Below are 20095 nucleotides of genomic sequence, written 5' to 3'. Positions count from 1 at the left end.
GGGAGGTCGCGCGGTGACTGACGTGTACGGGGCCGTGGTGCCCGGGCGCCCGACCGGGGTGCTCGCCGACATGTGGGGCCGGTCCGTCGCGCGCGACGTGATCCTGACCGTGGGCGCTGCCGGAGCGGTCGGGCTCGCCGCCCAGATCGCGATCCCGGTGCCGGGTTCGCCGGTGCCGATCACCGGGCAGACGTTCGCCGTGGTGCTGGCCGGCGCGGTGCTCGGCCCGGGTCGCGGCGCGGCCGGCATGCTGCTCTACGCGGTGGCCGGCGCCCTGGGCGTCCCGTGGTTCGCCGGCGGCTCGTCCGGGTGGCCGATCGCGACCGGTGGCTACCTGCTCGGCTTCATCGTGGCCGCCGCGCTGGTCGGGCAGCTCGCCGCGCTCGGCGCCGACCGCCGCCCGGGTTACACGATCGGTCTGATGTTCCTCGGCAACCTGCTGATCTACCTGATCGGCGTGCCGTGGCTGGCGCTGATGACGACGATGGACCTGCCCGAGGCGTTCGGCAAGGGCGTCGTGCCGTACCTGCTGGGCGACGTTCTCAAGATCATGCTCGCGGCCGCCGTGCTGCCCGGCGCCTGGCACTTGCTGAACCGCAAACGTCCTGGCTGAGCCGCCCCGAAGGGGGAAACTGGCCTGGTTGAGACCAGGACCCAGGGAGGCCAGGACATGCGACTGAATCTGCTCCGCCCACTCTATGAACGCCCCGGACCGTGGGCTTCGGTGTACCTCGACACGTCCCGGGACACCGATGACGCGATCCGGACGTTCGAGCCGCGCTGGCACGCCGCGCGGGACGTCCTCGCCGACGTCGGCTGCGATCCGCTGACCGTGCACGCGCTGGACGACGCGGTTCTGGACCATCACCCGGACGGCCCGGGCCGGCACGGGCTGGCCCTGTTCGCCACGGCCGGCGAGGTGATCCTGCGGCAGGCGCTGCCCGGTCCGCCGGCGTCGATCGCGGTCTACGAGCCGCTGCCGCATGCCATGCCGATGATCGTCCAGCTGGCCCGGGAGGGCGAGGACGAGGCCGCCCCGGACCAGTTCGACCAGGGTCTCGCCGAGGTGGTGGCCCACCTGTCGCGGGGAGAGGTGGACACGCTGCTGCTGATCGACGACCCGTCCTCGACCGAGCGACTGTGGATCGGCCCGGACCCGTTGCAGCTCAGCGACGACCCGGAGGTGCTGAACCGGGCCGGGGTCCGGCACCCGCCGCTGGTCCGGGCGGACGCCGCGATCCTGCGCGCACTGACCGCCGCCGACGGCTCGATCCGGCTGGTCGGCCCGGACGAGCCGCACCACCTGCGCGGCGGCATCGCGGCCCTGCTCCGCTACGCAGACCTGCGCCGCTGATCACAAGCTCGTCGGAGCGGGACCGCGAAACACGGTTCCGCTCCCCGGCGGGACATTGATAGTCTTCCCGCCATGCGCCGAGTTGTTCTCACTCTGATAATGACCCTGTCGGTCCTGGCCGGTTGCTCCGGCGCCCCGGAAGCCGATCGTCGGCCGACCGTTTACGTGTACATCGAACGCGACCTGACCGATCAGCAGAAGGCGGTGATCGAGGGGCGGCTGAGCGCCGTCCCCGGCACCGGCGACCTGCACTACATCTCCCCGGACGAGTCCCTGGCCCGGCTGCAGAGCCGTTATCCGTCGCCCGGTCCGGACTTCTCGCCCAACCTGGGGAGCGTGCCGATCGCTTACCGCCTCACCGTCACCGACGTCGACGCCTACCGGACGGCCATCAACGGCCCGCTCGCCAGTGAGCTGCAGGCACTTCCCGGCGTGCTCGACACCACGTTCCCCTGTCTCACCCCGTTGGCCACCCGGCGGAATCCACAGCCGCTACCCACAGGGTGTGGATAACTCGAACGGGTGTGCGAACGGCGGCGCGCGGTGGCAGGATGTTCGCGTGTCGCCCAACGAGCTGCGCCCCGCCTATCCGATCAAGACCGAGCGCCTGCTGCTGCGCCCGCTCACCTCAGCCGATGCCGAGGCGCTGCTGGCCTACCGCAGCCGCCCCGACGTCTGCCGTTACGTGCCGTTCGAGCCGATGACCCCCGAGGTGATCGCCGATCGGCTCGCCACCTACTGGGCCGCCACGGTGCTCACCGACGAGGGCCAGTCGCTGACCCTGGGCATCGAGGTCGCCGAGACCGGCCGGCTGGTCGGTGACGTGATTCTGTTCTGGCACAGCCGCAAGCACGGTGGCGGCGAGGTCGGCTATGTGGTGAACCCGGAGTTCGCCGGCCTGGGCTACGCGACCGAGGCGGCCCGGGCCATGCTGCGGGTCGGCTTCGAGGAGCTGGGCCTGCATCGGATCGTCGGGCGCATCGATGAGCGCAACGAGCCGTCCGCCCGGGTGCTGCGCCGCCTCGGCATGCGGCAGGAGGCCCGGCTCGTGCACAACGAGCTGTTCAAGGGCGAGTGGAGCACCGAGCTCGACTTCGCCATGCTCGCCGAGGAGTGGCGGGCGCAGGCCTGACATCTAGATGTCGAGGTTCGCTTCGATCCGCTTGAGCTGGTGGCGGGCCAGCGCCAGGTTGGCCCGCTCCTTGTACAGCGCGAGGTAGAGGAAGAGCCCCTGCCCGGACCGCCCGGTCAACGGCCGGATCAGGTGGTACTGCGAGTCCAGGGTGATCAGCACGTCCTCGATGTTCTCGCGCAGGCCGAGCATCTCCATGGTCCGCAGCTTGGCGCGGACCACCTCGGTGTTCGCGGCCGCCGCGACGCTCAGGTCGAAGTTCCGGTCACCCCCGGCGATGCCGAGGGCCATTCCGCTGCTGCGGTCGACCAGCGCGACGCCGATGGCGCCGTCGATCTGCATCGCGTCCTTGAGGGCTACATCCATGTCCGGCATTGCGGTTCCTCCGATGTCTGGCTCGGGCTCGACATCGACTCTCACCGACGCACGGAGGAATCCGTCGCACACGATGTCCGGCTTGGACAGTCGGCCGGCTCGCATGCTGGTCAGGACATCGAGGTAGTTGAAGATTTCTGCAACTTAGAAACCGTAAAAGACACGTAACCGGGCCGCTTTCCCCGCGTTGGTCGGTGTGAATGACTGGAGGGGGCCGCCGTGTCAGTCCCGCTGTACCAGGCGAAGGCCGAGATGTTCCGAACGCTCGGTCACCCGGTCCGGATCCGGGTCCTGGAACTGCTGCAGAACGGTCCGCGGCCGGTCCGTGACCTGCTTGCCGAGATCGACGTCGAGGCGTCGAACCTGTCGCAGCAGCTCGCGGTGCTGCGCCGGGCCGGCATCGTGGCGTCGTTCCGCGACGGCGCCCTGGTGATGTATGCCCTGAGCACCCCGGACGTCGCCGATCTGCTGGCCGCCGGCCGCCGCATTCTGGGCGCGGTGCTCACCGACCGCGACGGCCTGCTGGTCGAACTCCGGGCCCAGAAGAAATAACCAGATCAAATTCCCACTGCCGATTGGGTACGGCGTGAGCCCACATTCCGTGGCAGCGGGCGCGGCTATGGCCGTACCCAAGAATGGTTTGAGCGCAAGCGAAAGGGCGCTGCCGGAGTGGCAGCGCCCTTTCTATGGTCGATTACCCGGTCAGAGGGTGAGCGACCAGCTGTTGATGTTGCCGGTGTCGGAGGAGTAGATGTCCTGGACCTTGAGCTGCCAGGTCCCGTTGGCGACCTCGCTCGACAGGTTCTTCGAGTAGGTGGCGATCACGTTGTCAGCACTGTCGCTGCTCGACGTGGCCTTCAGGTTGTAAACCGTGCCGTCCGGCGCGACCAGGTCGACGCGCAGGTCACCGCGGTAGGTGTGGGTGATGTTGACCGCGATCGACGCGGTGGTCGACGGGGTCTTGGCGCAACCGCTGATCACGATGTTGCTGTAGACGGCCGAGCCGGCGTCCGGGATGGCGACCGTGGTCGCGTTGGTGCCGGTGCAACCGGTGCTCGAGGTCGGCGAGGACGTCGGCGACGAGGTCGGCGAGCTGGTGCTGCCGCCGGTGCAGGTCGGGTCGGCGGTCTGGGCCGGAACGCTCACGCCGGTCCAGGCGGCCTTGGTGGCGTTGAAGAGCGCGCAGGTGCTGTCCAGGGCCTTGGCCGCGGTCAGCGTCCAGGTGCGGTACTTCAGGTACGACGAGCTGCTGGTCTTCATCAGCATCGCGTTGTACATGATCTTGATGGCGTTCTGGATGCCGACGCCGGTGATCGAGCCGGAGCCGGAGCACAGGGTGCTGGTCGGCTGGCCGTTGGTCGGGCTGGTGCCCTCGGCGAGCAGGTAGAAGAAGTGGTTGCCGGGGCCGGCCGCGGCGTGCACCTCGTCGCTGGGGGTGCTGCTGGAGTAGCAGTTGTCGTCACCGGCGAGCGACGGGTTGTACATGTACCGGATCGGGCCGCTGCCCACCAGGTTGATCTCCTCGCCGACCTGGTAGTCCGGCGGGTCGTTCGGGTTGTTGGCGTACGCCTCGGTGGCCGCGCCGAACGTGTCGGCGACGAACTCCTGCGTACCGTTGCCCGAGATGCCACCCGGGGTGTTGTCGTCGATGCCGTGGCCCAGCTCGTGGCCCACCACGTCGGCGGAAGCGATCCACTTGCCGACCGAGTTGTAGCCGATCTGCACCTGGGTGCCGTCGTAGTACGCGTTCTCCTCCTGGTCACCGACCCGGATCGGCCACGCGCCACCGGTGCTGCTGAAGCCGCTGCGGCCCAGCCAGCTGGACAGCATGGCCTTTTCCTTCTGCGCGACGTAGAGCGCGTCCACGCAACCGGTCTCCCGGTTCGTGCCGACCCCGTCGCCCCACACGTTGTCACTGCCCGTGTAGGTGGCGTTGCCGGTCGCGTTCTGGCACTTCAGCGTCGTCATGGCCGGGTCGGTCATGCTGTACGTCGAACCGGAGAGCGTGGTGTCCAGGCTGACCGAGCCGTTGATCCAGCCGGTGCCGGTGCCGGTCACCTCGGTGACGTGCTCGAAGGTCTTGAGCACCTTGCCGGTGGCCGCGTCCACGTCGACGGTGAGCCGGCTCGGGCCCTCCGCGCTGGTGCCACGGACGGTCGACTCCCAGGCCAGGGCCGGGGTGCCGGTGGCGGCGAAGACGACCAGCTTGGTGCTCTCGGCGCCGGTGACCGTCTTCAGCTCGCCCTTGGCGATCTTCAGCGAGTCGGCCGCGCTCAGGGTCGGGGTGGTGTTGACCACGCCCAACGGGGACTCCTGAGCCACCGACGTGTACTTGACCTGGCCGGCCAGGTCGGTGACGACGACACCGTCACCGCCGATGACCTCGAGGCCCTTGTACGTCTTGTGGTACGGCACGTACTGGAGCTTGTCGGTGGAGATGACGTCGTGCTGGACGAAGACCTCGTCCGCGGCGGCGTGGAGAGCCGCCGGACGGGCGGCGAACAGGGACGAGGCGGCAGCAGCGGCGGCCGCGGCGGGTGACGCGGCGACGCTGGGCGTGGCGGTCGCCGGTCCGGCGAGCGCGACGGCCACCGAGGCGACCGCGGTTGCGGCAACCGCGGCGACCACGACAGGGGTACGGGATTTCACGCACTGCTCCTTTCCCGCCCGGGGGGTTGGCGGGCGGGTTCGACGACCGTCCGTCGGACGATGGGTCACACCTGGATGACTTGAGGTGAGACGTTAGGCATCGACGAACGTCACCGAATCAGGGAAAACCCTCGTTCAGTGCGGAGAGCGCTATCTATTAAGAAAGTTCTATGACCCGATCTCGTTGACCTCGGAGAACGGCGCGTCGTTCCACCAGATCGCACGGATGATGAAGCTGTGGTTCGTCTCGTTGAAGTAGACCGCCATGTCGGTCGGCGAACTCTGCGTCTTCTCCACCGCGTACCCGTCCGCCGGAGTGGCGGTGACCAGGGAAACAACCCCGTCGCTGGTCATCTTCACGACCGCCTGCCCGCCCTCGACCGAGAAGGAGCGGATGTACGTCTTCACCCCGTCGCCGCCGGTCGTGACCGTCCAGCCGTCCTCTGTGGTGGTGGTCGGCTTGGTGCCGGACGTGGTCGACTTCGCGGTCGTCGGCTTCTGCGTCGGTTTGGGCGATTTCGAGGTGGGTGCCGCGTCGGCCGGCGGAGCCGCGGTGCGACTCGGCGCCGGGCGGACCGCGGTCGGCGGCGCCAGTGAGACCGGGGCGACCACATCCGCGGCCGGCACCTTGTCGATGTCCGGCAGCGCCCCGACGTCGGTGCGCGCGGCGTTCAGCACCGGCAGCAGCGCCACCCAGGAGAGCACGATGCTGCTCGCCGTCGCCACGAACCAGCCGGCCACCGGGACCCAACGGGAAGATCGCACGACGCCCATCCTCTCACCTGGTCCTATGGTGTACGCCATGGCGTTGATCCTGTTGGTCGAGGACGACCGCAACATCGCGGCCGCACTCACCCGTGCGCTGACCGATGCCGGCCACGTGGTCCGGCCCGTCGGTCAGGCTGCCCAAGCGCTGAAGATCGTCACTCAGGAACGGCCCGACCTGGTCATCCTCGACCTCGGGCTGCCCGACATCGACGGCACCGACGCGCTGCGGATGATGCGCACGGTCTCCGACGTGCCGGTGATCGTGGCGACCGCCCGGCGCTCGGAGGCGGACATCATCGCACTGCTGAGCGCCGGCGCCGACGACTACGTGACCAAGCCGTTCTCCGGCGGGCACATCCTGGCCCGGATCGCGGCGGTGCTGCGCCGGGCCCGGACCACCACCGAGCAGGCGCCGAACGCGATCACCGTCGGCGAGCTGGTGATCAAGCCGCGGCAGCGCCGGGCCGAGCTGCGCGGTGAGCCGCTGCAGCTGACCCGCCGGGAGTTCGACGTGCTGGCCTACCTGGCCGAGCGGGTCGGCCAGGTGATCAGCCGGCGCGAGCTGATGAACCAGGTGTGGAACCAGGCGCGGATCGGTGAGGAGCAGACCATCGACGTACACATCTCCTGGCTGCGCCGCAAGCTCGGGGAGACCGCCGCCAAACCGCGATTCCTGCACACCGTCCGCGGTGTCGGCGTGATGATGGTCGATCCGCAATGAGGTGGGCGCTCAACCGGCTGGCCCTCGCGATCACCTCGATGGTCGCGCTCGCCTTCCTGGTCCCGCTGGCCGTCGCGATCTGGCAGATCGCCCACGACAAGGCCATCTCCGAGGCGCGCCAGCAGGCCACCTCGATCGTCACCGTGCTCGGCGTGAACGCCGACCCGACCGCGCTCACCAACGCCGTCGCGTCGACCTCCGCGGGCAGCGCCGGGCTGCTCGCCGTACACCTGCCCGACCTCGACCCGATCGGCACCTCGCACCTGTCCGCGACGACCGTCGAGCGCGCCGCGAAACAGCGCCGCTCGGCCACCGCGGCCGCCGACGGCGGGCTCGCCTACCTGCAGCCGACCGTGCTCACCGACGGCCGGACCGTGGTCGTCGAGGTGTTCGTGACCGACGCCGAGATGCGCCGCGGCGTCTACAAGGCCTGGGTCTCGCTGCTCGGCCTGGCCGTGGTGCTGGTGGCCGGCTCCACGCTGCTCGCCGACCGGCTCGGCGCGTGGATGGTCCGGGCCACCCGGCAGCTCGCGGCGTCCACCCGCAAGCTCGGCAGCGGCGAGCTCAACGAACGGATCGAGCCGTCCGGCCCGCGCGAGCTCCGCGACGCGGGCCGGGCCTTCAACACCATGGCCGGGGACCTGCGCCGCCTGCTCGATCGCGAGCGCGAGCTGGCCGCAGATCTTTCACACCGATTGCGTACGCCGTTGACCGCGCTCCGCCTGGACGCCGAGGCCATCCCGCCGGGCCCGATCGCGGACCGCATGCGGCAGGCCTGTGACCTGCTCGACTCCGAGCTGGAAGCGATCATCACCGGGGCCCGGCTCGGCGTCGAGCACCGCGGCAACCAGCAGTGCGACCTGGTCGAGACGCTGGCCGACCGGCTGGCGTTCTGGTCCGTGCTGGCCGAGGACCAGGAGCGGCCCTGGGAGGTGGTCGGCGGGCACGAGCCGGTGCTGGTGCCGATGTCCCGCAGCGACGTGATCCTGGTGGTCGACGCGATGCTCGGGAACGTCTTCTCGCACACCGACGAAGGGGTGGCGTTCCGGGTCAGCGTCTCCTCGACCGGACTGCTCGTGGACGACGCCGGGCCGGGGATCGCCGATCCGGCGTCGGCCGTGCAACGCGGATTCAGCGGGGCCGGGTCCACCGGGCTCGGGTTGGACATCGTTCGGCGGGCGGCGGACACCGTACGCGGGGAATTGATTGTCGGGCGAAGCCCGTTGGGTGGGGCCCGGGTTGGTTTCCTGCTCACGTCACCGGTCGAGGAACTCCCACCCGGGCGACGTTTTCAGGCCGGTTTTCGGTCGTCTTAAGGCTCCGTTATGGCAGCTCTCCCTAATGTTCCGGCTCGTAAGGAAGCCAGGACGAGATCGGGAGAGCTGACATGCGCAGGAAGATCGCCTACCCACTGGCCACCCTCGGGATGGTCGGGTCGACATTGGTGATCGCCGCACCGGCCCTGGCCCACGGCTACGTCTCGTCACCGCCGAGCCGGCAGGCCCAGTGCGCCGCCGGAACGGTCGCCGACTGCGGCGCGATCCAGTTCGAGCCGCAGAGTGTCGAGGCTCCGAAAGGCTCCAAGCAATGCAACGGTGGAAACGCCAACTTCTCGATTTTGAACGACAATTCGCGCAGCTGGCCGGCCACTACCGTCGGCAGCTCGGTCAAGTTCAACTGGGTGCTGACCGCCCGGCACCGGACGGCGAGCTGGGTCTACTACGTCGACGGTACCGAGGCCGCCACGTTCAACGACAACAACGCGATCCCCGAGGCGACCGTCAGCCACACCGTCGACCTGAGCAAGTTCCCGGGCAAGCACACGGTCCTCGCGGTCTGGAACATCGGGGACACCGCGAACGCGTTCTACAGCTGCGTGGACCTGAACATTGGTGGCAGCGCCTCGTCCACGCCGACCGCGGCCCCGACGACCGCGCCCACGACCGCCGCTCCGACCGCGGCACCGACGGCGACCGCTACCACCGCGGCGCCGACCGCGACCGCAACCAGCTCGGCCGCTTCTACGGGGGCGGAGTGGGCGCCGGGGGTCAGCTACCAGACCGGTGACGTGGTGACCTACCAGGGCGTTTCCTACCAGTGCCGGCAGTCGCACACCGCGATCCGCAGCTGGGAGCCGTCGATCTACACGCTCGCGCTGTGGCTGCCGCTGTGACCCGCTCGCTCGCTGCCACCCCGCTGGGCCGCCGCCTGACCGCCGGGTTTCTGCCGGCCGCCAGGCTTTTGTCGGGCGCCGGGTTTTTGCCGGCCGCCAGGCTTTTGCCGGCCGCCAGGCTTTTGCCGGCCGCCAGGCTTTTGCCGGCCGCCGGGTTTTTGCCGGCCCGTCGCCCGGGTGCCACCTCGCTGGGCCGCCGCCTGGCCGCCGTCGTGATGGTCGCGCCGGTGCTGTTGCTCGGGGCCTGCGGCACGGCCAAGGAGCCGGCCGCGGTCTCGTCACCCCCGGCCGTCACGAACGTAGCCGAGATCACCGCCGGCTCGACCTTCAACGACCGCGACGTGATGTTCCTGCAGATGCTCGCCGACCACCAGCAGCAGGGCCTGCAGATGGCCGAGATCGCCACCACCCGAGCCACCCGCCCCGACGTGGTCGACCTGGCCAAGGCCGTCCAGCTCACCGAGACCGACGAGCTGACCATGATGACGAACTGGCTGACCGAGTGGCAAAAACCCACCACGGTCGACAAACGAGTCAGCGTCCACGCCGACCACGGCGGCCTCCCCAGCACCACCGACGCCGAAATCAACGCCCTGAAGACCGCCAAGAAGGCCGACTTCGAGACCGTCTTCCTCAACCTCTTCCTCGCCCACCAACACAACGCGGTCGAGATGGCCCAGCTGGAACTGGACAAGGGCAGCAACGCCCAAACCAAACAGTTCGCCGAGCGGGTCAAGGAGTCCCGTGCCGACCAGGTCCAGCAGATGCTCAAACTCCTGAACAGCTAACCCCCGCAGACCCGGATGGCCCGTCCTGGCGGGCGGGCCATCCGCTTTTCCGATGCGTCACTGACCTACGCGATCGCCGCGGCGAATTGCGCGTAAAGATCCCCCGAGAGCGGTGTGGTGAGCCGCCAGGTCACGGCCATCGGACGTTCGCCCTCGTGAATCACGTACTCGGCCGGTCCGAGGAACCAGAACGACCGATCGGTGACCCGCGGCCGCGCGAACAGCAGAATGCTCTGACGCAACCGCACATGGTTCTGATATCGCTGCCCGGTGGGGCTGTTGGCGGTGGTCGTCGACTGGCTCTCCCAATGGATCAGCTCCCGGCTGATCGCGTAGTCCCGATAGCGAGTGGTCGGCGAGAAGTCGCCGCTGGTCTTATCCAGCGTGAACGCGAGCAGATCGGCGCCGACCTGTTTGGCGGGGTAAACCCCTTCGCGCCACGGCGGAGTCTTCGCGTTCGTGCCCTCGCCGACGGCGGCCAGAATTTCGATCCGGGTGTACCGGCCGTGAATCTGCAGCGGCACCCCGGGCAGCGCCTCCGCCTGTACGTGGTCGGGAGCGTCGTGCAGTGCGAGCATCAGCTCGTCGAGCTCGGCCAGAACTTGCGGGTGAGACCAGATCAGGTCGACCGCGTCGTGAAGTGAACTCCCCTTGGGTAGCACCTGATCACCGACCGAGGCGGCAAGCATGCGAAGCAGCCGCCGAGTCGTCCCATCCGGAGTCTCCGCGTCAGGGCGCGTCTCGCCGGCGAACCTGCGGTACGCGAGCAGTCGCTGCCGATCGTCAATGTGCTGCAGCCGCCCCAGCGCCCGGCGGAGCAGGGCCTCGTGCGGTCCCGGCTCGGCGACCGTCAGGCCGGCCGCCTCTCGCAGGTCCGACCAGCTGCGATTGTTGGCGTAGAGGTCCGCGACCTCGAGCCCGGTCTCGGTGAGGAAGGTGGTCAGCGGGACGGCGTCGTGGCCCTTGGCCAGCGCTCGCAGTTCGGCGACCCGAGCCGGCCAGGTGGTCGGGACGGCTTCGCGGATGCTGCGCAGGACCACTCGCTGCGCGACTTTGTCCAATTCCATGTGGCATCCGGCGGGGAGGAACGGGAATCCTTCTTCGACCGCCTTTTCCAGATCGCGTCGGCTGCCACCGAGCAGCGCTCGATAGCGCCGATCGAAGCGAAACTCGCGGCGGTGCATGCCGACGAAGTCCAGCACGGTGCAGACCGTCTTGCCCGCTTTGAGGCGCAGCCCACGTCCCAACTGCTGCAGGAACAGCGTGGCGCTGTCGGTCGGACGCAGGAACAGCAAGGTATCCACGGCTGGGACGTCGACGCCCTCGTTGAACAGGTCGACCGAGAAGACGACCTGGATGTCACCGTTCTCCAGGCCGCGAAGCGCGCCACGTCGTTCGTCATCCGAACTGGTTCCGGAGACCGCGACGGCGTTCACCCCCAGTTTCCGGAACTCATCGGCCATGTAGCGGGCGTGTTCGACGGTTACGCAGAAGCCCAGGCATCGCATGGCGGCGACGTCGTCGACGTGCTTCCAGAGTTGGTCGTAGACGAGCCGCACCCAACTGTCGTTGCCGACATACGTCTCGGTGAGTGCGGTCAGGTCGTAGCCCTGCCCGCGACGCCATGGAACCTCGCCCAGGTCAATGCCGTCGTAGATGCCGTAGTACACAAACGGCGCGAGTCGGTGCTGCTCAATCGCGTCCCACAACCGCAATTCGGCGGCGATCCGGTCACCGAACCAGTGCAGGATGGGAAGCCCGTCGGCGCGTTCTGGAGTCGCGGTCAGGCCGAGCAGTTCCGTCGGCTTGAGATGGTTGAGAACCTTTTCGTACGACCGAGCGGCCGCATGGTGAAACTCGTCGATGATGACGATGTCGAAGTGGTCCGCGGCCAATTTCTCCGGACCGTGGCTGTCGAGCGTTTGGACCGACGCGAAGACGTGCTCATACTCCTCCGGTTTCTGGCCACCCAACCAGAGGTCACCGAAGCTGGGGTCCCGGATTGCGTGCCGGAAGGTGTCCAGGCTCTGCTGCAGGATCTCCCTGCGGTGCGCGATGAAAAGCAACCGGGCACGCCCGAGCCGAGTGCGTAGCCGGGCATAGTCCACGGCCGCCATCACGGTCTTTCCGGTGCCGGTCGCGGAGACCAACAGATTGCGATGCCAGCCGTCCTGCCGGGACACCTCGATCTTCTCCAGCAGGCGTTCCTGGAAGGGCTCGAGGCGAATCTCGATTGGGCTCAGCGTGGTCTGGTGTCGCTCGCCGCGCTGGCGACCCATCTTGAGGGCCTCGCGGAACTGGTCCTCGACAAAGGGCAGGAAGTCCCCGCTCTGCCAGTACGCCTCGAAGACCATGCCAACCTTGCGCACCACGTCCGGATTACGGGCCGCGGATACCCGAACGTTCCATTCCATGCCGGCGATCTGTGCCGAGTGGGTCAGGTTGGAGGAGCCGACGTATGCCGTACTCAACTCCGAATGGCGGTGGAAGAGCCAGGCCTTCGCGTGTAGCCGAGCGGTGGTCAGGTCGTACGAAACCCGCACGTCGGCCCCCAACTCGGCGAGTTGGACGAGCGCTTCCAGTTCCGTAGAACCGGTGTACGTCGTGGTCAGGACCCTAAGCGGTTTACCAAGGTCGCAGTGCTTCCGCAGAGCGCTCATCAGCGGGCGCAAGCCACTGCGGCGGATGAACGCCATTACCAGGTCGATCGCGTCGGCCGACTCGATTTCGGTCAGCACCTGATTGCCGACTCGCGGCTCCCCCGGCGCGTTGGTCAGCAGGGTGGTATCGACCAGGGGAATCAATGGGCGCCGTGGAAACTGCGCGGTACCGGCGACATCGAAGGCGCCAACGGCGGTAAGCGACTCGCCCGGCACCACCGGCTGTTCCGCGGTAGAACCGGCCCGCGGTAGATGCTCGTGCAAAACGTCGAGGAGCGACCGGACCACCTCGACCCCGACCTTGACCCGTTCGTGCTCCGGAACCGTGTCGAGCGCTCGCTCGATCTGCCGGGCCAGGAGCCGAGCGAATCGGTCCGACGCCTCCGCCGAGCGCATCCCCTGCCGTTCGACTAGGCGGTCGTCGAGATGGGCGAGTTTGGTGAGCAAGGATTCCGTGACGATGTCTTCGTAAAGCCCCGCGGTCAGGTCGTCTGGCACGCCGGCCAGTCTGCCGGATCGACGCGAGGGCGATGGAAATCTGGGCGCGATCCGTTGGTGGGGAAAGGGGTTCGATAGCGTGAAAGCGCACGCCTACCTGCCACACCTGAGGGGAACACGTGGAGCTGCTGCACTCCGGCAAGGTTCGGGACGTCTACGCGGACCGTGGGGATCTTGTCCTCGTCGCGTCGGATCGGATCTCGATCTTTGACGTGATTCTGCCTACCCCGATCCCGGACAAAGGGAAGATTCTCACCCAGCTGTCGCTGTGGTGGTTCGACCAGCTCAGTGATGTGGTGCCGAACCATGTCATCTCCTCCACCGACGTGCCGGAGGAGTGGGCGGGCCGGGCGATCCGGTGTGAGCGCCTGGAGATGGTGAAGGTGGAGTGCATCGCCCGGGGCTACCTGGCCGGCTCCGGGCTCAAGGACTACCAGCGGGGCGCGGCCGTCTCCGGGGTGTCGTTGCCGCCGGGGCTGGTCGAGGGGTCCCGGCTGCCCGAGGCGATCTTCACGCCGAGCACGAAGGAAGCTGTCGGGGCCGGGCACGACCAGCCGATGACCTTCGAGGAGGTCGTCGAGCAGGAGGGTAAGGATCAGGCCGAGGAGCTGCGGCGGATCACGCTGGAGATCTACCGCCGCGGGTCGGAGATCGCCGCGGAGAAGGGGATCCTGATCGCCGACACCAAGATCGAGCTGGGCACGCGGGACGGCGAGCTGAAGCTCGGCGACGAGCTGCTCACGCCGGACTCGTCGCGCTTCTGGCGCACCGAGGAGTGGGCGCCCGGCGATGTCCAGCGCTACCTGGACAAGCAGGTGCTGCGGGACTGGGCGATCCACGAGTTCGGCTGGGACAAGTCGGAGCCGGGGCCGGACCTGCCGGAGCACGTGGTCGAGGCGACCCGGTCCCGCTACGTCGAGGTTTACGAGCGCTTGACCGGGGACACCTGGTCCTAGGCTTCCGCGGTCGGGCGGCGGGTGGACGGCCAGGCGGGCTGGTCGGTGGCGCGGCTGCGCTTGCGCATCAGCCAGGCGCTGTACGCGACGGCCAGCACCGCTTCCAGCGCGCCGGTCCAGCCGCCGTAGATCAGGCAGATCGGGGCAATCGTCCACAGCAGAATCGCCATGATCAGCCAGCGCCGGCGTTGTCGAAGCCGCAATCGGTCGACCCGGCGAGCGAAGCCTGGGTCGGTGTCCCGCAGCCGGGCCACCATGCCGTCGAACTCCTGCTTTTCCCGCGGCTCGAGCACGCCCCGTCACCTCCGTTGCGAGGATGGACGGCTCGAAACTACCCCTTCCGGGGGCCGGGCAACCGCGATTGTCGGCAGACGGGCATGAGGGGATCGACACAACGCACGCGTGAACTAACACGCTGCAACGACGTACCGGAAAAAATCGGACATCAGGCCACGGACGGCCCGGCGGCAGACCGCCGGGCCGTCCGTTTTTTCAAACCCTGATTCGGTACGGCGTAAGCCCCGCTCACGCCCACTGAAGCGTGGTCGTGGCGTCCAGCCGGGGCACTCGGTCCCGGTAAGCGTTCTCGGCGGGGTGACCGAGATTGACCACGGCAGGCGACTTGAACGAGGAAGGCAGGTGGCCGTTTCGGATCAGAGTCCTGCTCGGCGCGCCTTCCGCAACAAGTTCAATAGTGACCCAAAGCGCGCATTTGCCGACGCTAATGACCGGGGCAATGCACGGCCGGAGGCAACGGCACGGCCGGAGGCAACGGCACGGCGGGAGGTAGCGCGCGGCGGGAGGCGACGCGCGGCCAGAGACGACGCACGGCCGGGGCGCGCTGCGGTTTGCGGGAGTCGAGCAGCACGTCGGGCTCAGGCGCACGGTGCGGGAGCAACCAGCGGGCCGGCGGACGTGCGGTCGGGGGCGGGGCCAACGACGTACCCCCGAATGGTCTTTATCGGTGTGACGCGGCGGCCTGCTCCGGCCAGTGCACGCTCATCTTGCAGTCGCCGCAGGTGAGCTGCTCACCGCAGGTCGGGCACCAGTCGTTGGTGCGGCGCAGATACCACCCCAGCGCGACGCCGGAGAAGAGGCTCAGCAGGCCGACGATCGCGGCCACCGTGACGGCGCCGGTCATGAGGCCAGCGGCTTCCGCCGGACCAGGCGCAGGCCACGGTTGTCGAGCATGGGGTCGTCGTCCTCGCGTGAGGTCACATAAGGAGCAGTGAAGGTGTCGACGCCGGTGCCGCGATGTGTGCCGGGGTGATAGGTCACCGTGACCGCGCGGGGCGAGGCGGCCTCGATCACGCCGGCGCGCCAGCCGTCCCGGTAGACCCACACGGGGTCGGCCGGCCGGTAGCTCTCGGACGGTGCCACGTCGGCCGGGTCCCGCTGCGGCGGGGTGACCAACGGCGTGGACGTCATCCAGTTCGACATCGCGGTGCCTCCAAAGCTCTCGAGGCGGCGTTCAGGGGGCCTGCAGGGACCGCCGACGGCGCGCAACGGCCGAGCAGCCGAAGTTTTCGGCACGCTGCGTTAGCAGTCGGTACGTTCCTGTCAGCTATCATGCTCGTCATCAAGTGCGTCCGCAAGGCCGTCTGCACGTGCATCTGAGCGCGCATCAGCCATCGCAGGACTAGGCTTGACACTGTTTCGCGGTAGACGATCTCCGCTCTAGGATGCATGCGACTGCATTCCGGCAGTCACGACGCGGCGACGAGGAGTCAGGTGAGCGCGGGTACGCAGGAGGAGGCGCCGGGCGGCGGCCCAACCGTGCTGCGCATTCTGCTCGGCTCCCAGCTGCGAAAGCTGCGTGAGTCGAAAGGGATCACCCGGGAGTCGGCGGGCTACGAGATCCGCGCCTCCGGGTCGAAGATCAGCCGGATGGAGCTCGGCCGGGTCAGCTTCAAGGAACGCGACGTCGCGGACCTGTTGACCTTGTACGGCGTGGACGACAGCGCGGAGCGCGAGTCGCTGCTGAGCCTGGCCCGCCAGGCGAACAGCCCGGGCTGGTGGCAGCAGCTGAACGACGTGCTCCCGTCGTGGTTCCAGGCGTACCTGGGGCTCGAGGCGGCCGCCACGCTCATCCGGACGTATGAGATCCAGTTCGTCCCGGGTCTGCTGCAGACGCCGGAGTACGCGCGCGCCGTGATCATGCTCGGGCACGCCGGCGCGACCGCCGAGGAGATCAACCGCCGGGTCGAGGTGCGCCGCCAGCGGCAGGCGATTCTCACTCGTTCGGGTGGCCCCCAACTGTGGGCGGTCATCGACGAGGCGGTGCTGCGGCGCCCGATCGGCGGGGTCGACATCATGCGCGCGCAGATCGAGGCGCTGATCGAGGCGTCGAAGCTGCCGAGCGTGCGGCTGCAGATCATCCCGTTCACCGCGGGCGGGCACGCGGCGGCCGGTGGCCCGTTCGCGATCCTGCGGTTCCCCGAGCCGGAGCTGCCCGACGTGGTCTACGTGGAGCAGCTCACCAGCGCGATCTACCTCGACAAGCGCGAGGACGTGGATCAGTACGCGATGGCCATGGAACGGGTCTGTATCGACGCGGAGCCGCCGAACCACACGCCGGAGATCCTCGGAAAGCTGCTCAACGAGGTCGGGCGTCCGATCTGACCTGATCGGCGCAGAAAAAGGGCGGCCGTGAGGCCGCCCGCTGTGTTTACGGATTGAGTCGTGGTCCGGCCGGGTGCGAGTCGGCCGGACCCGTTTTCGCGCCGCCGGCTCAGCCGGCCGCGCAGCTGGTTTCAGGCCAGCAGGTTGTCGAAGTCCCCGTCCCGGACGCCACCGAGGAACGCCTCGATCTCGGCCCGGGTGTAGATCAGCGCGGCACCCTCGGGGTCGCGGGAGTTGCGCACGGCGACGTCGCCGCCGGGCAGGACAGCGCACTCCACACAGTTGCCACTCGGGTTGCTGCGGCCGCTCTTCTGCCAGGTCACGCCCTGCAGCTGACCGGCTGGCATGCCGTTGACCACGTAGGTCATTCCAAGCTCCCTTGGTTCGCCCGGATCGCCGATCGACCCGGGATGTGGTGTCCACATGGCTATTTGTGGCGGCGATGCAAATGCACGTGCATCTGGCCTTGCGTAGTCACGGGATTCTGAGCATGATAACGCACGTGAGTCCATCCAAGGAGAGTCACACAGAGTGAACTCTTTGGGTAACGGGTCGGTCGCGGAGCGACGTCTGCGGCCTCGGCGCAAGGCTCCCTGGCGGGGGCGTCCGAGCGAGGGGTGACGAGCATGTCGATACCGAATATCGGCCCGGAACATCACGATCCGGGTGACCCCGGTGCGGCCGAAATCGGCATGCGCCGGGGCAATCCGTCGCCGGTCCACCGGGACCTGGAGATCACGGACGACGTGATCGCCGCGTCCACCCGGGCCAGCGCGGTCAGCCAGCGGTTCGGCGGTGTTCGTTACGCGTTGAGCAGGCCCGGCGGGGTGACCGTTGCCGAGCCACCGGCAGAGGAGGGTGATTCCGACGCGCGCGAGTGATCTCGTGGGTTGCCACGGGCACCGATCCGTGGGGCCACACGCCCGTTCCCGGTGGATGGCTTCGGCGCCACGCGTTCGCGACGACCGCCTGCGGCCGTCCCGTCCACGGTGGCCGGTGCACGAGTTCGCCGAGTCCGACTACTGCTACGGCATCGGCACGATCCGGCTCCGCGTGGTCCGGGTCGATTGGCACAAGCCGATCCCGCACGAGGGCGAGACCTGGCTCGGCGTGCGCGGCATCGTGGTCGACCCGGACGGCCGCGAGGGCACCGTCCGGGAGGTTCTGATCCGCGCCGGGCGTGTCCCGGTGCCACCGGCCTGCAAACGGCCACGACTTCGGGTGTTGCGAGATACGCCCGTCTGACGCCGGGTGGGTGGCCTGGTTCCCCGTGCTGGGCCACCCATCCGGTCCATCCCCGACCTGGGGGTGACCGGGCGATTCGGCCGCCGGAGTGGGGTTCTCCGAGCGGTGTTGTGTGAGTAGGTGAGGCCGCGCCGCCGGGTACCTCAGCCGGCCGGCGGCGCGGCCTCCGAAATCGGGCGGTCCCTGGACTGCTCCGCCGGCCATTGTGGTCGAAGCGTCCCTGCCGGGCTCAGATCAAACCCGAGGATCAAGTTCTTCATTGCCTCGGCTGCGGCCAATAACTGATCGTCGCTCCCGCGGGGACCCTTCCGGTCTTTGCTGGCCGCTGGCGCGTCCAAAGCGCAAAGCCCTCCAGGGCGACGTCCGCGGGTGGTTGCGGTTTCAAAGAACCCACGCGACCCGGCCCGTGCTCCCGCCCCAGCCGCGCCTCTCGCCCCAGCCGCGCCTCCCGCCCCAGCCGCGCCTCCCGCCCCGGTCGCGCCTCCCGGCCCAGCCCCGCCTCCCGGCCCAGCCCCGCCTCCCGCCCCCGGCTGGTACGCACGGTCGTTCGGAAGCCCCGAAACAAACTCTGAAGACCAGCCGAGCGCCGCGAGCGACGCGCGGGCCTGGACTGCGGCGTGGGTCGCGGTGGTCTGCCGCGCGGCGCTGGCCGGGCGGGCGGCGTTGGCGGGGCGTGCGGCGTTGGCCGGGCGGCGTTGGCCGGGCGGCGTTGGCGCGGCGTTGGCGGCGTTGGCGGGGCGCGCGGTTGTGGTCGGGCTGTGGCGACAGGGCGCGGGCGGCGTTGGCGGGCCGGGCGGCGTTGGCGGGCGCGCGGTGGTGGTCTGGCGCACGGTGGTGTGGTTGGTGGGTTTCGGGAAAGGGATCGGCCCCGCCCGGGCAGTGGGCGGGGCCGATCTTGGGTGCACCTCAGGTGTTATGCGTGGAAGTAACCTGTGGGCACGATTTGTGCTGGTCGACGAGGGGCGCGACCAGGTTGGGCTTGCGGCTCGGCTGACGACCGGATGGGGGCCGGGTCGGCATGCGAGGTCGTGCAGAGTCTGAAACTGACGGGTCCCGGCGAGGTGAATTGCCAGGAGTGCGGATCCGGGAGTTGTAGGCGCAAGGTGGGGCGTGCAGGGCTCAGATCATGCAAAGTTGCGAAGTGTCGGGGGTCCGGCCCGGTCGCGGGGCGGCCTGGCGCGGGGCGGGGAGTCGGGCGTGAGCTGAGGGCCGGCAGGCGGGGTGGCCGGCAGGCGGGGTGGCCGGCAGGCGGGGTGGCCGGCAGGCGGGGTGGCCGGCAGGCGGGGTGGCCGGCAGGCGGGGTGGCCGGCAGGGTGGGGTCAGGGCTTGCGGGCGACTCCAGACCAGTAATAGGCGGCCTGGGGGTCTGCGACCTCGGTGTCCGGGCGCCAGGCCGAGACCGGAACCAGACCCGGGTCCAGCATCTCCCAGTCCCCGAAGAGGCGCGCGACCGCTTCCCGCGAGCGCGCCACCAACGTCATCCCGGCGCCGGTCGCGGCGTTGACCGCCTGCTGGACCTCGTCCGGGTTGAAGTCGGCCGTCGGGTGGGTGATGGCCAGGCAACTGCCGGACGGCATCGCGTCGCGCAGGGCGGCGACCTTCGACCAGGGGTCGTCCTCGTCGGCGAGCAGCATCAGGATGGCGATCAGGGTGAGGCCGACCGGCTTGGTCAGGTCGAGCGTCTCGGTGAGGATCGCGTCGTCGAGGATCGAGCGCGGGTCACGGATGTCGGCGCTGATGTACTCGCTGCGGCCGGACGGGTGGCTGAGCATCAGGGCGCGCGCGTGGACCAGCACGATCGGGTCGTTGTCGACGTAGACCACCCGGGTCTCGGGGGCGATCCGCTGGGCGATCTCGTGCAGGTTCGGCGAGGTCGGGATGCCGGTGCCGACGTCCAGGAACTGGCGGATGCCCTCTTTCTCGACCAGGTCGCGGGCGGCCCGGTGGACGAACTTCCGATTCTCCCCGGCCATGTAGCGCATGCCGGGGATGGCCTGGATCATCGCCTCGCCGACGGCGCGGTCGACGGCGAAGTTGTCCTTGCCGCCGAGCCAGTAGTCGTAGATGCGGGCGGAGTGCGGGACGTTCGGGTTCACCCCGGGTGGCGCGACCTCGTGCTGTGCGGAGTTGCCACTGCCTTGGTGCACGACCGCC

General features: G+C 69.0%; 22 protein-coding genes. 13 read left to right on the top strand and 9 right to left on the bottom strand.

Features of this window, described 5'->3' with window-relative positions:
- Positions 1 to 70: 70 nt before the first annotated feature.
- The 4 genes from L3i22_RS52165 to L3i22_RS52150 all read left to right on the top strand — a co-directional run bounded on the left by L3i22_RS52165 (position 71) and on the right by L3i22_RS52150 (position 2486).
- Positions 71 to 613 (top strand): biotin transporter BioY, encoded by a 543-nt coding sequence (locus tag L3i22_RS52165; RefSeq protein WP_255658804.1) that lies wholly within the window; start codon positions 71 to 73, stop codon positions 611 to 613.
- 57 nt (positions 614 to 670) lie between these two features.
- The gene (locus L3i22_RS52160; protein ID WP_221324769.1) at positions 671 to 1354 is read left to right on the top strand and encodes a hypothetical protein; all 684 of its coding nucleotides are present in this window, start codon (positions 671 to 673) and stop codon (positions 1352 to 1354) included.
- A 99-nt stretch (positions 1355 to 1453) separates the two neighbouring features.
- Positions 1454 to 1867 (top strand): permease-like cell division protein FtsX, encoded by a 414-nt coding sequence (locus L3i22_RS52155; protein WP_221324768.1) that lies wholly within the window; start codon positions 1454 to 1456, stop codon positions 1865 to 1867.
- A gap of 46 nt (positions 1868 to 1913) precedes the next feature.
- On the top strand, positions 1914 to 2486 hold the full coding sequence (locus L3i22_RS52150) for a GNAT family N-acetyltransferase (protein ID WP_221324767.1): 573 nt from the start codon (positions 1914 to 1916) through the stop codon (positions 2484 to 2486).
- A gap of 3 nt (positions 2487 to 2489) precedes the next feature.
- Here the strand turns inward: L3i22_RS52150 and L3i22_RS52145 are convergent, their stop codons facing one another.
- Positions 2490 to 2861, bottom strand: a complete 372-nt coding sequence (locus L3i22_RS52145; protein WP_221324766.1) for a hypothetical protein — start codon at positions 2859 to 2861, stop codon at positions 2490 to 2492.
- Positions 2862 to 3080: 219 nt separating this feature from the next.
- Here L3i22_RS52145 and L3i22_RS52140 point away from each other — a divergent pair, with 219 nt between their 5' ends.
- Positions 3081 to 3413 (top strand): helix-turn-helix transcriptional regulator, encoded by a 333-nt coding sequence (locus L3i22_RS52140; RefSeq protein ID WP_221324765.1) that lies wholly within the window; start codon positions 3081 to 3083, stop codon positions 3411 to 3413.
- A 150-nt stretch (positions 3414 to 3563) separates the two neighbouring features.
- On the opposite strand, the gene L3i22_RS52135 is transcribed toward L3i22_RS52140, so the two are convergent.
- Together L3i22_RS52135 and L3i22_RS54550 are read right to left on the bottom strand one after the other, a co-directional pair.
- The gene (locus tag L3i22_RS52135; RefSeq protein ID WP_221324764.1) at positions 3564 to 5510 is read right to left on the bottom strand and encodes a M4 family metallopeptidase; all 1947 of its coding nucleotides are present in this window, start codon (positions 5508 to 5510) and stop codon (positions 3564 to 3566) included.
- Positions 5511 to 5678: 168 nt separating this feature from the next.
- Positions 5679 to 6284, bottom strand: coding sequence for a DNA mismatch repair protein MutL (locus tag L3i22_RS54550; RefSeq protein WP_221324763.1), 606 nt, complete (start codon positions 6282 to 6284; stop codon positions 5679 to 5681).
- Positions 6285 to 6312: 28 nt separating this feature from the next.
- On the opposite strand from L3i22_RS54550, the gene L3i22_RS52125 reads away from it, so the two are divergent.
- The 4 genes from L3i22_RS52125 (at position 6313) to L3i22_RS52110 (ending at position 9960) form a co-directional block, all read left to right on the top strand.
- On the top strand, positions 6313 to 6999 hold the full coding sequence (locus L3i22_RS52125) for a response regulator transcription factor (RefSeq protein WP_221324762.1): 687 nt from the start codon (positions 6313 to 6315) through the stop codon (positions 6997 to 6999).
- Positions 6996 to 8315 (top strand): HAMP domain-containing protein, encoded by a 1320-nt coding sequence (locus L3i22_RS52120; protein WP_221324761.1) that lies wholly within the window; start codon positions 6996 to 6998, stop codon positions 8313 to 8315. Before L3i22_RS52125 ends, L3i22_RS52120 begins: the two co-directional genes overlap by 4 nt.
- A gap of 71 nt (positions 8316 to 8386) precedes the next feature.
- Positions 8387 to 9172: a lytic polysaccharide monooxygenase gene (locus tag L3i22_RS52115; RefSeq protein WP_221324760.1), complete on the top strand. Its 786-nt coding sequence runs from the start codon at positions 8387 to 8389 to the stop codon at positions 9170 to 9172.
- Entirely contained in the window at positions 9157 to 9960 is an 804-nt protein-coding gene (locus L3i22_RS52110) for a DUF305 domain-containing protein (protein ID WP_255657796.1), read from the top strand. Before L3i22_RS52115 ends, L3i22_RS52110 begins: the two co-directional genes overlap by 16 nt.
- 65 nt (positions 9961 to 10025) lie before the next feature.
- Here the strand turns inward: L3i22_RS52110 and L3i22_RS52105 are convergent, their stop codons facing one another.
- Positions 10026 to 13118, bottom strand: a complete 3093-nt coding sequence (locus tag L3i22_RS52105; protein WP_221324759.1) for a DUF3427 domain-containing protein — start codon at positions 13116 to 13118, stop codon at positions 10026 to 10028.
- A gap of 119 nt (positions 13119 to 13237) precedes the next feature.
- Between L3i22_RS52105 and L3i22_RS52100 the strand changes: the two genes are divergently transcribed.
- Positions 13238 to 14074, top strand: coding sequence for a phosphoribosylaminoimidazolesuccinocarboxamide synthase (locus L3i22_RS52100; protein ID WP_221324758.1), 837 nt, complete (start codon positions 13238 to 13240; stop codon positions 14072 to 14074).
- Here L3i22_RS52100 and L3i22_RS52095 read toward each other — a convergent pair.
- The 3 genes from L3i22_RS52095 to L3i22_RS52085 all read right to left on the bottom strand — a co-directional run bounded on the left by L3i22_RS52095 (position 14071) and on the right by L3i22_RS52085 (position 15514).
- The gene (locus tag L3i22_RS52095; protein ID WP_221324757.1) at positions 14071 to 14367 is read right to left on the bottom strand and encodes a DUF3040 domain-containing protein; all 297 of its coding nucleotides are present in this window, start codon (positions 14365 to 14367) and stop codon (positions 14071 to 14073) included. The genes L3i22_RS52100 and L3i22_RS52095 overlap by 4 nt on opposite strands.
- 665 nt (positions 14368 to 15032) lie before the next feature.
- Entirely contained in the window at positions 15033 to 15215 is a 183-nt protein-coding gene (locus tag L3i22_RS52090) for a hypothetical protein (protein WP_221324756.1), read from the bottom strand.
- Positions 15212 to 15514, bottom strand: coding sequence for a hypothetical protein (locus tag L3i22_RS52085; protein ID WP_221324755.1), 303 nt, complete (start codon positions 15512 to 15514; stop codon positions 15212 to 15214). The genes L3i22_RS52090 and L3i22_RS52085 overlap by 4 nt, the downstream gene beginning before the upstream one ends.
- 291 nt (positions 15515 to 15805) lie before the next feature.
- On the opposite strand from L3i22_RS52085, the gene L3i22_RS52080 reads away from it, so the two are divergent.
- Complete coding sequence (locus L3i22_RS52080; protein ID WP_221330588.1) at positions 15806 to 16696, top strand: helix-turn-helix transcriptional regulator; 891 nt, start codon at positions 15806 to 15808, stop codon at positions 16694 to 16696.
- Positions 16697 to 16827: 131 nt separating this feature from the next.
- On the opposite strand, the gene L3i22_RS52075 is transcribed toward L3i22_RS52080, so the two are convergent.
- Entirely contained in the window at positions 16828 to 17064 is a 237-nt protein-coding gene (locus L3i22_RS52075) for a DUF397 domain-containing protein (protein ID WP_221324754.1), read from the bottom strand.
- 258 nt (positions 17065 to 17322) lie between these two features.
- Between L3i22_RS52075 and L3i22_RS52070 the strand changes: the two genes are divergently transcribed.
- Complete coding sequence (locus L3i22_RS52070; protein ID WP_221324753.1) at positions 17323 to 17577, top strand: hypothetical protein; 255 nt, start codon at positions 17323 to 17325, stop codon at positions 17575 to 17577.
- 115 nt (positions 17578 to 17692) lie between these two features.
- The gene (locus tag L3i22_RS52065) at positions 17693 to 17941 is read left to right on the top strand and encodes a hypothetical protein (RefSeq protein WP_255657795.1); all 249 of its coding nucleotides are present in this window, start codon (positions 17693 to 17695) and stop codon (positions 17939 to 17941) included.
- Between the two features lie 1319 nt (positions 17942 to 19260).
- Here the strand turns inward: L3i22_RS52065 and L3i22_RS52060 are convergent.
- On the bottom strand, positions 19261 to 20037 hold the full coding sequence (locus L3i22_RS52060) for an SAM-dependent methyltransferase (protein WP_221330587.1): 777 nt from the start codon (positions 20035 to 20037) through the stop codon (positions 19261 to 19263).
- Between the last annotated feature and the right edge of the window lie 58 nt (positions 20038 to 20095).

Source organism: Actinoplanes sp. L3-i22 (genome assembly GCF_019704555.1).
In the GTDB taxonomy this organism is placed as follows: Bacteria; Actinomycetota; Actinomycetes; order Mycobacteriales; family Micromonosporaceae; genus Actinoplanes.
Note: the sequence above shows the minus strand (reverse complement) of the source record. Positions and strands in the feature narration are given on the sequence as shown.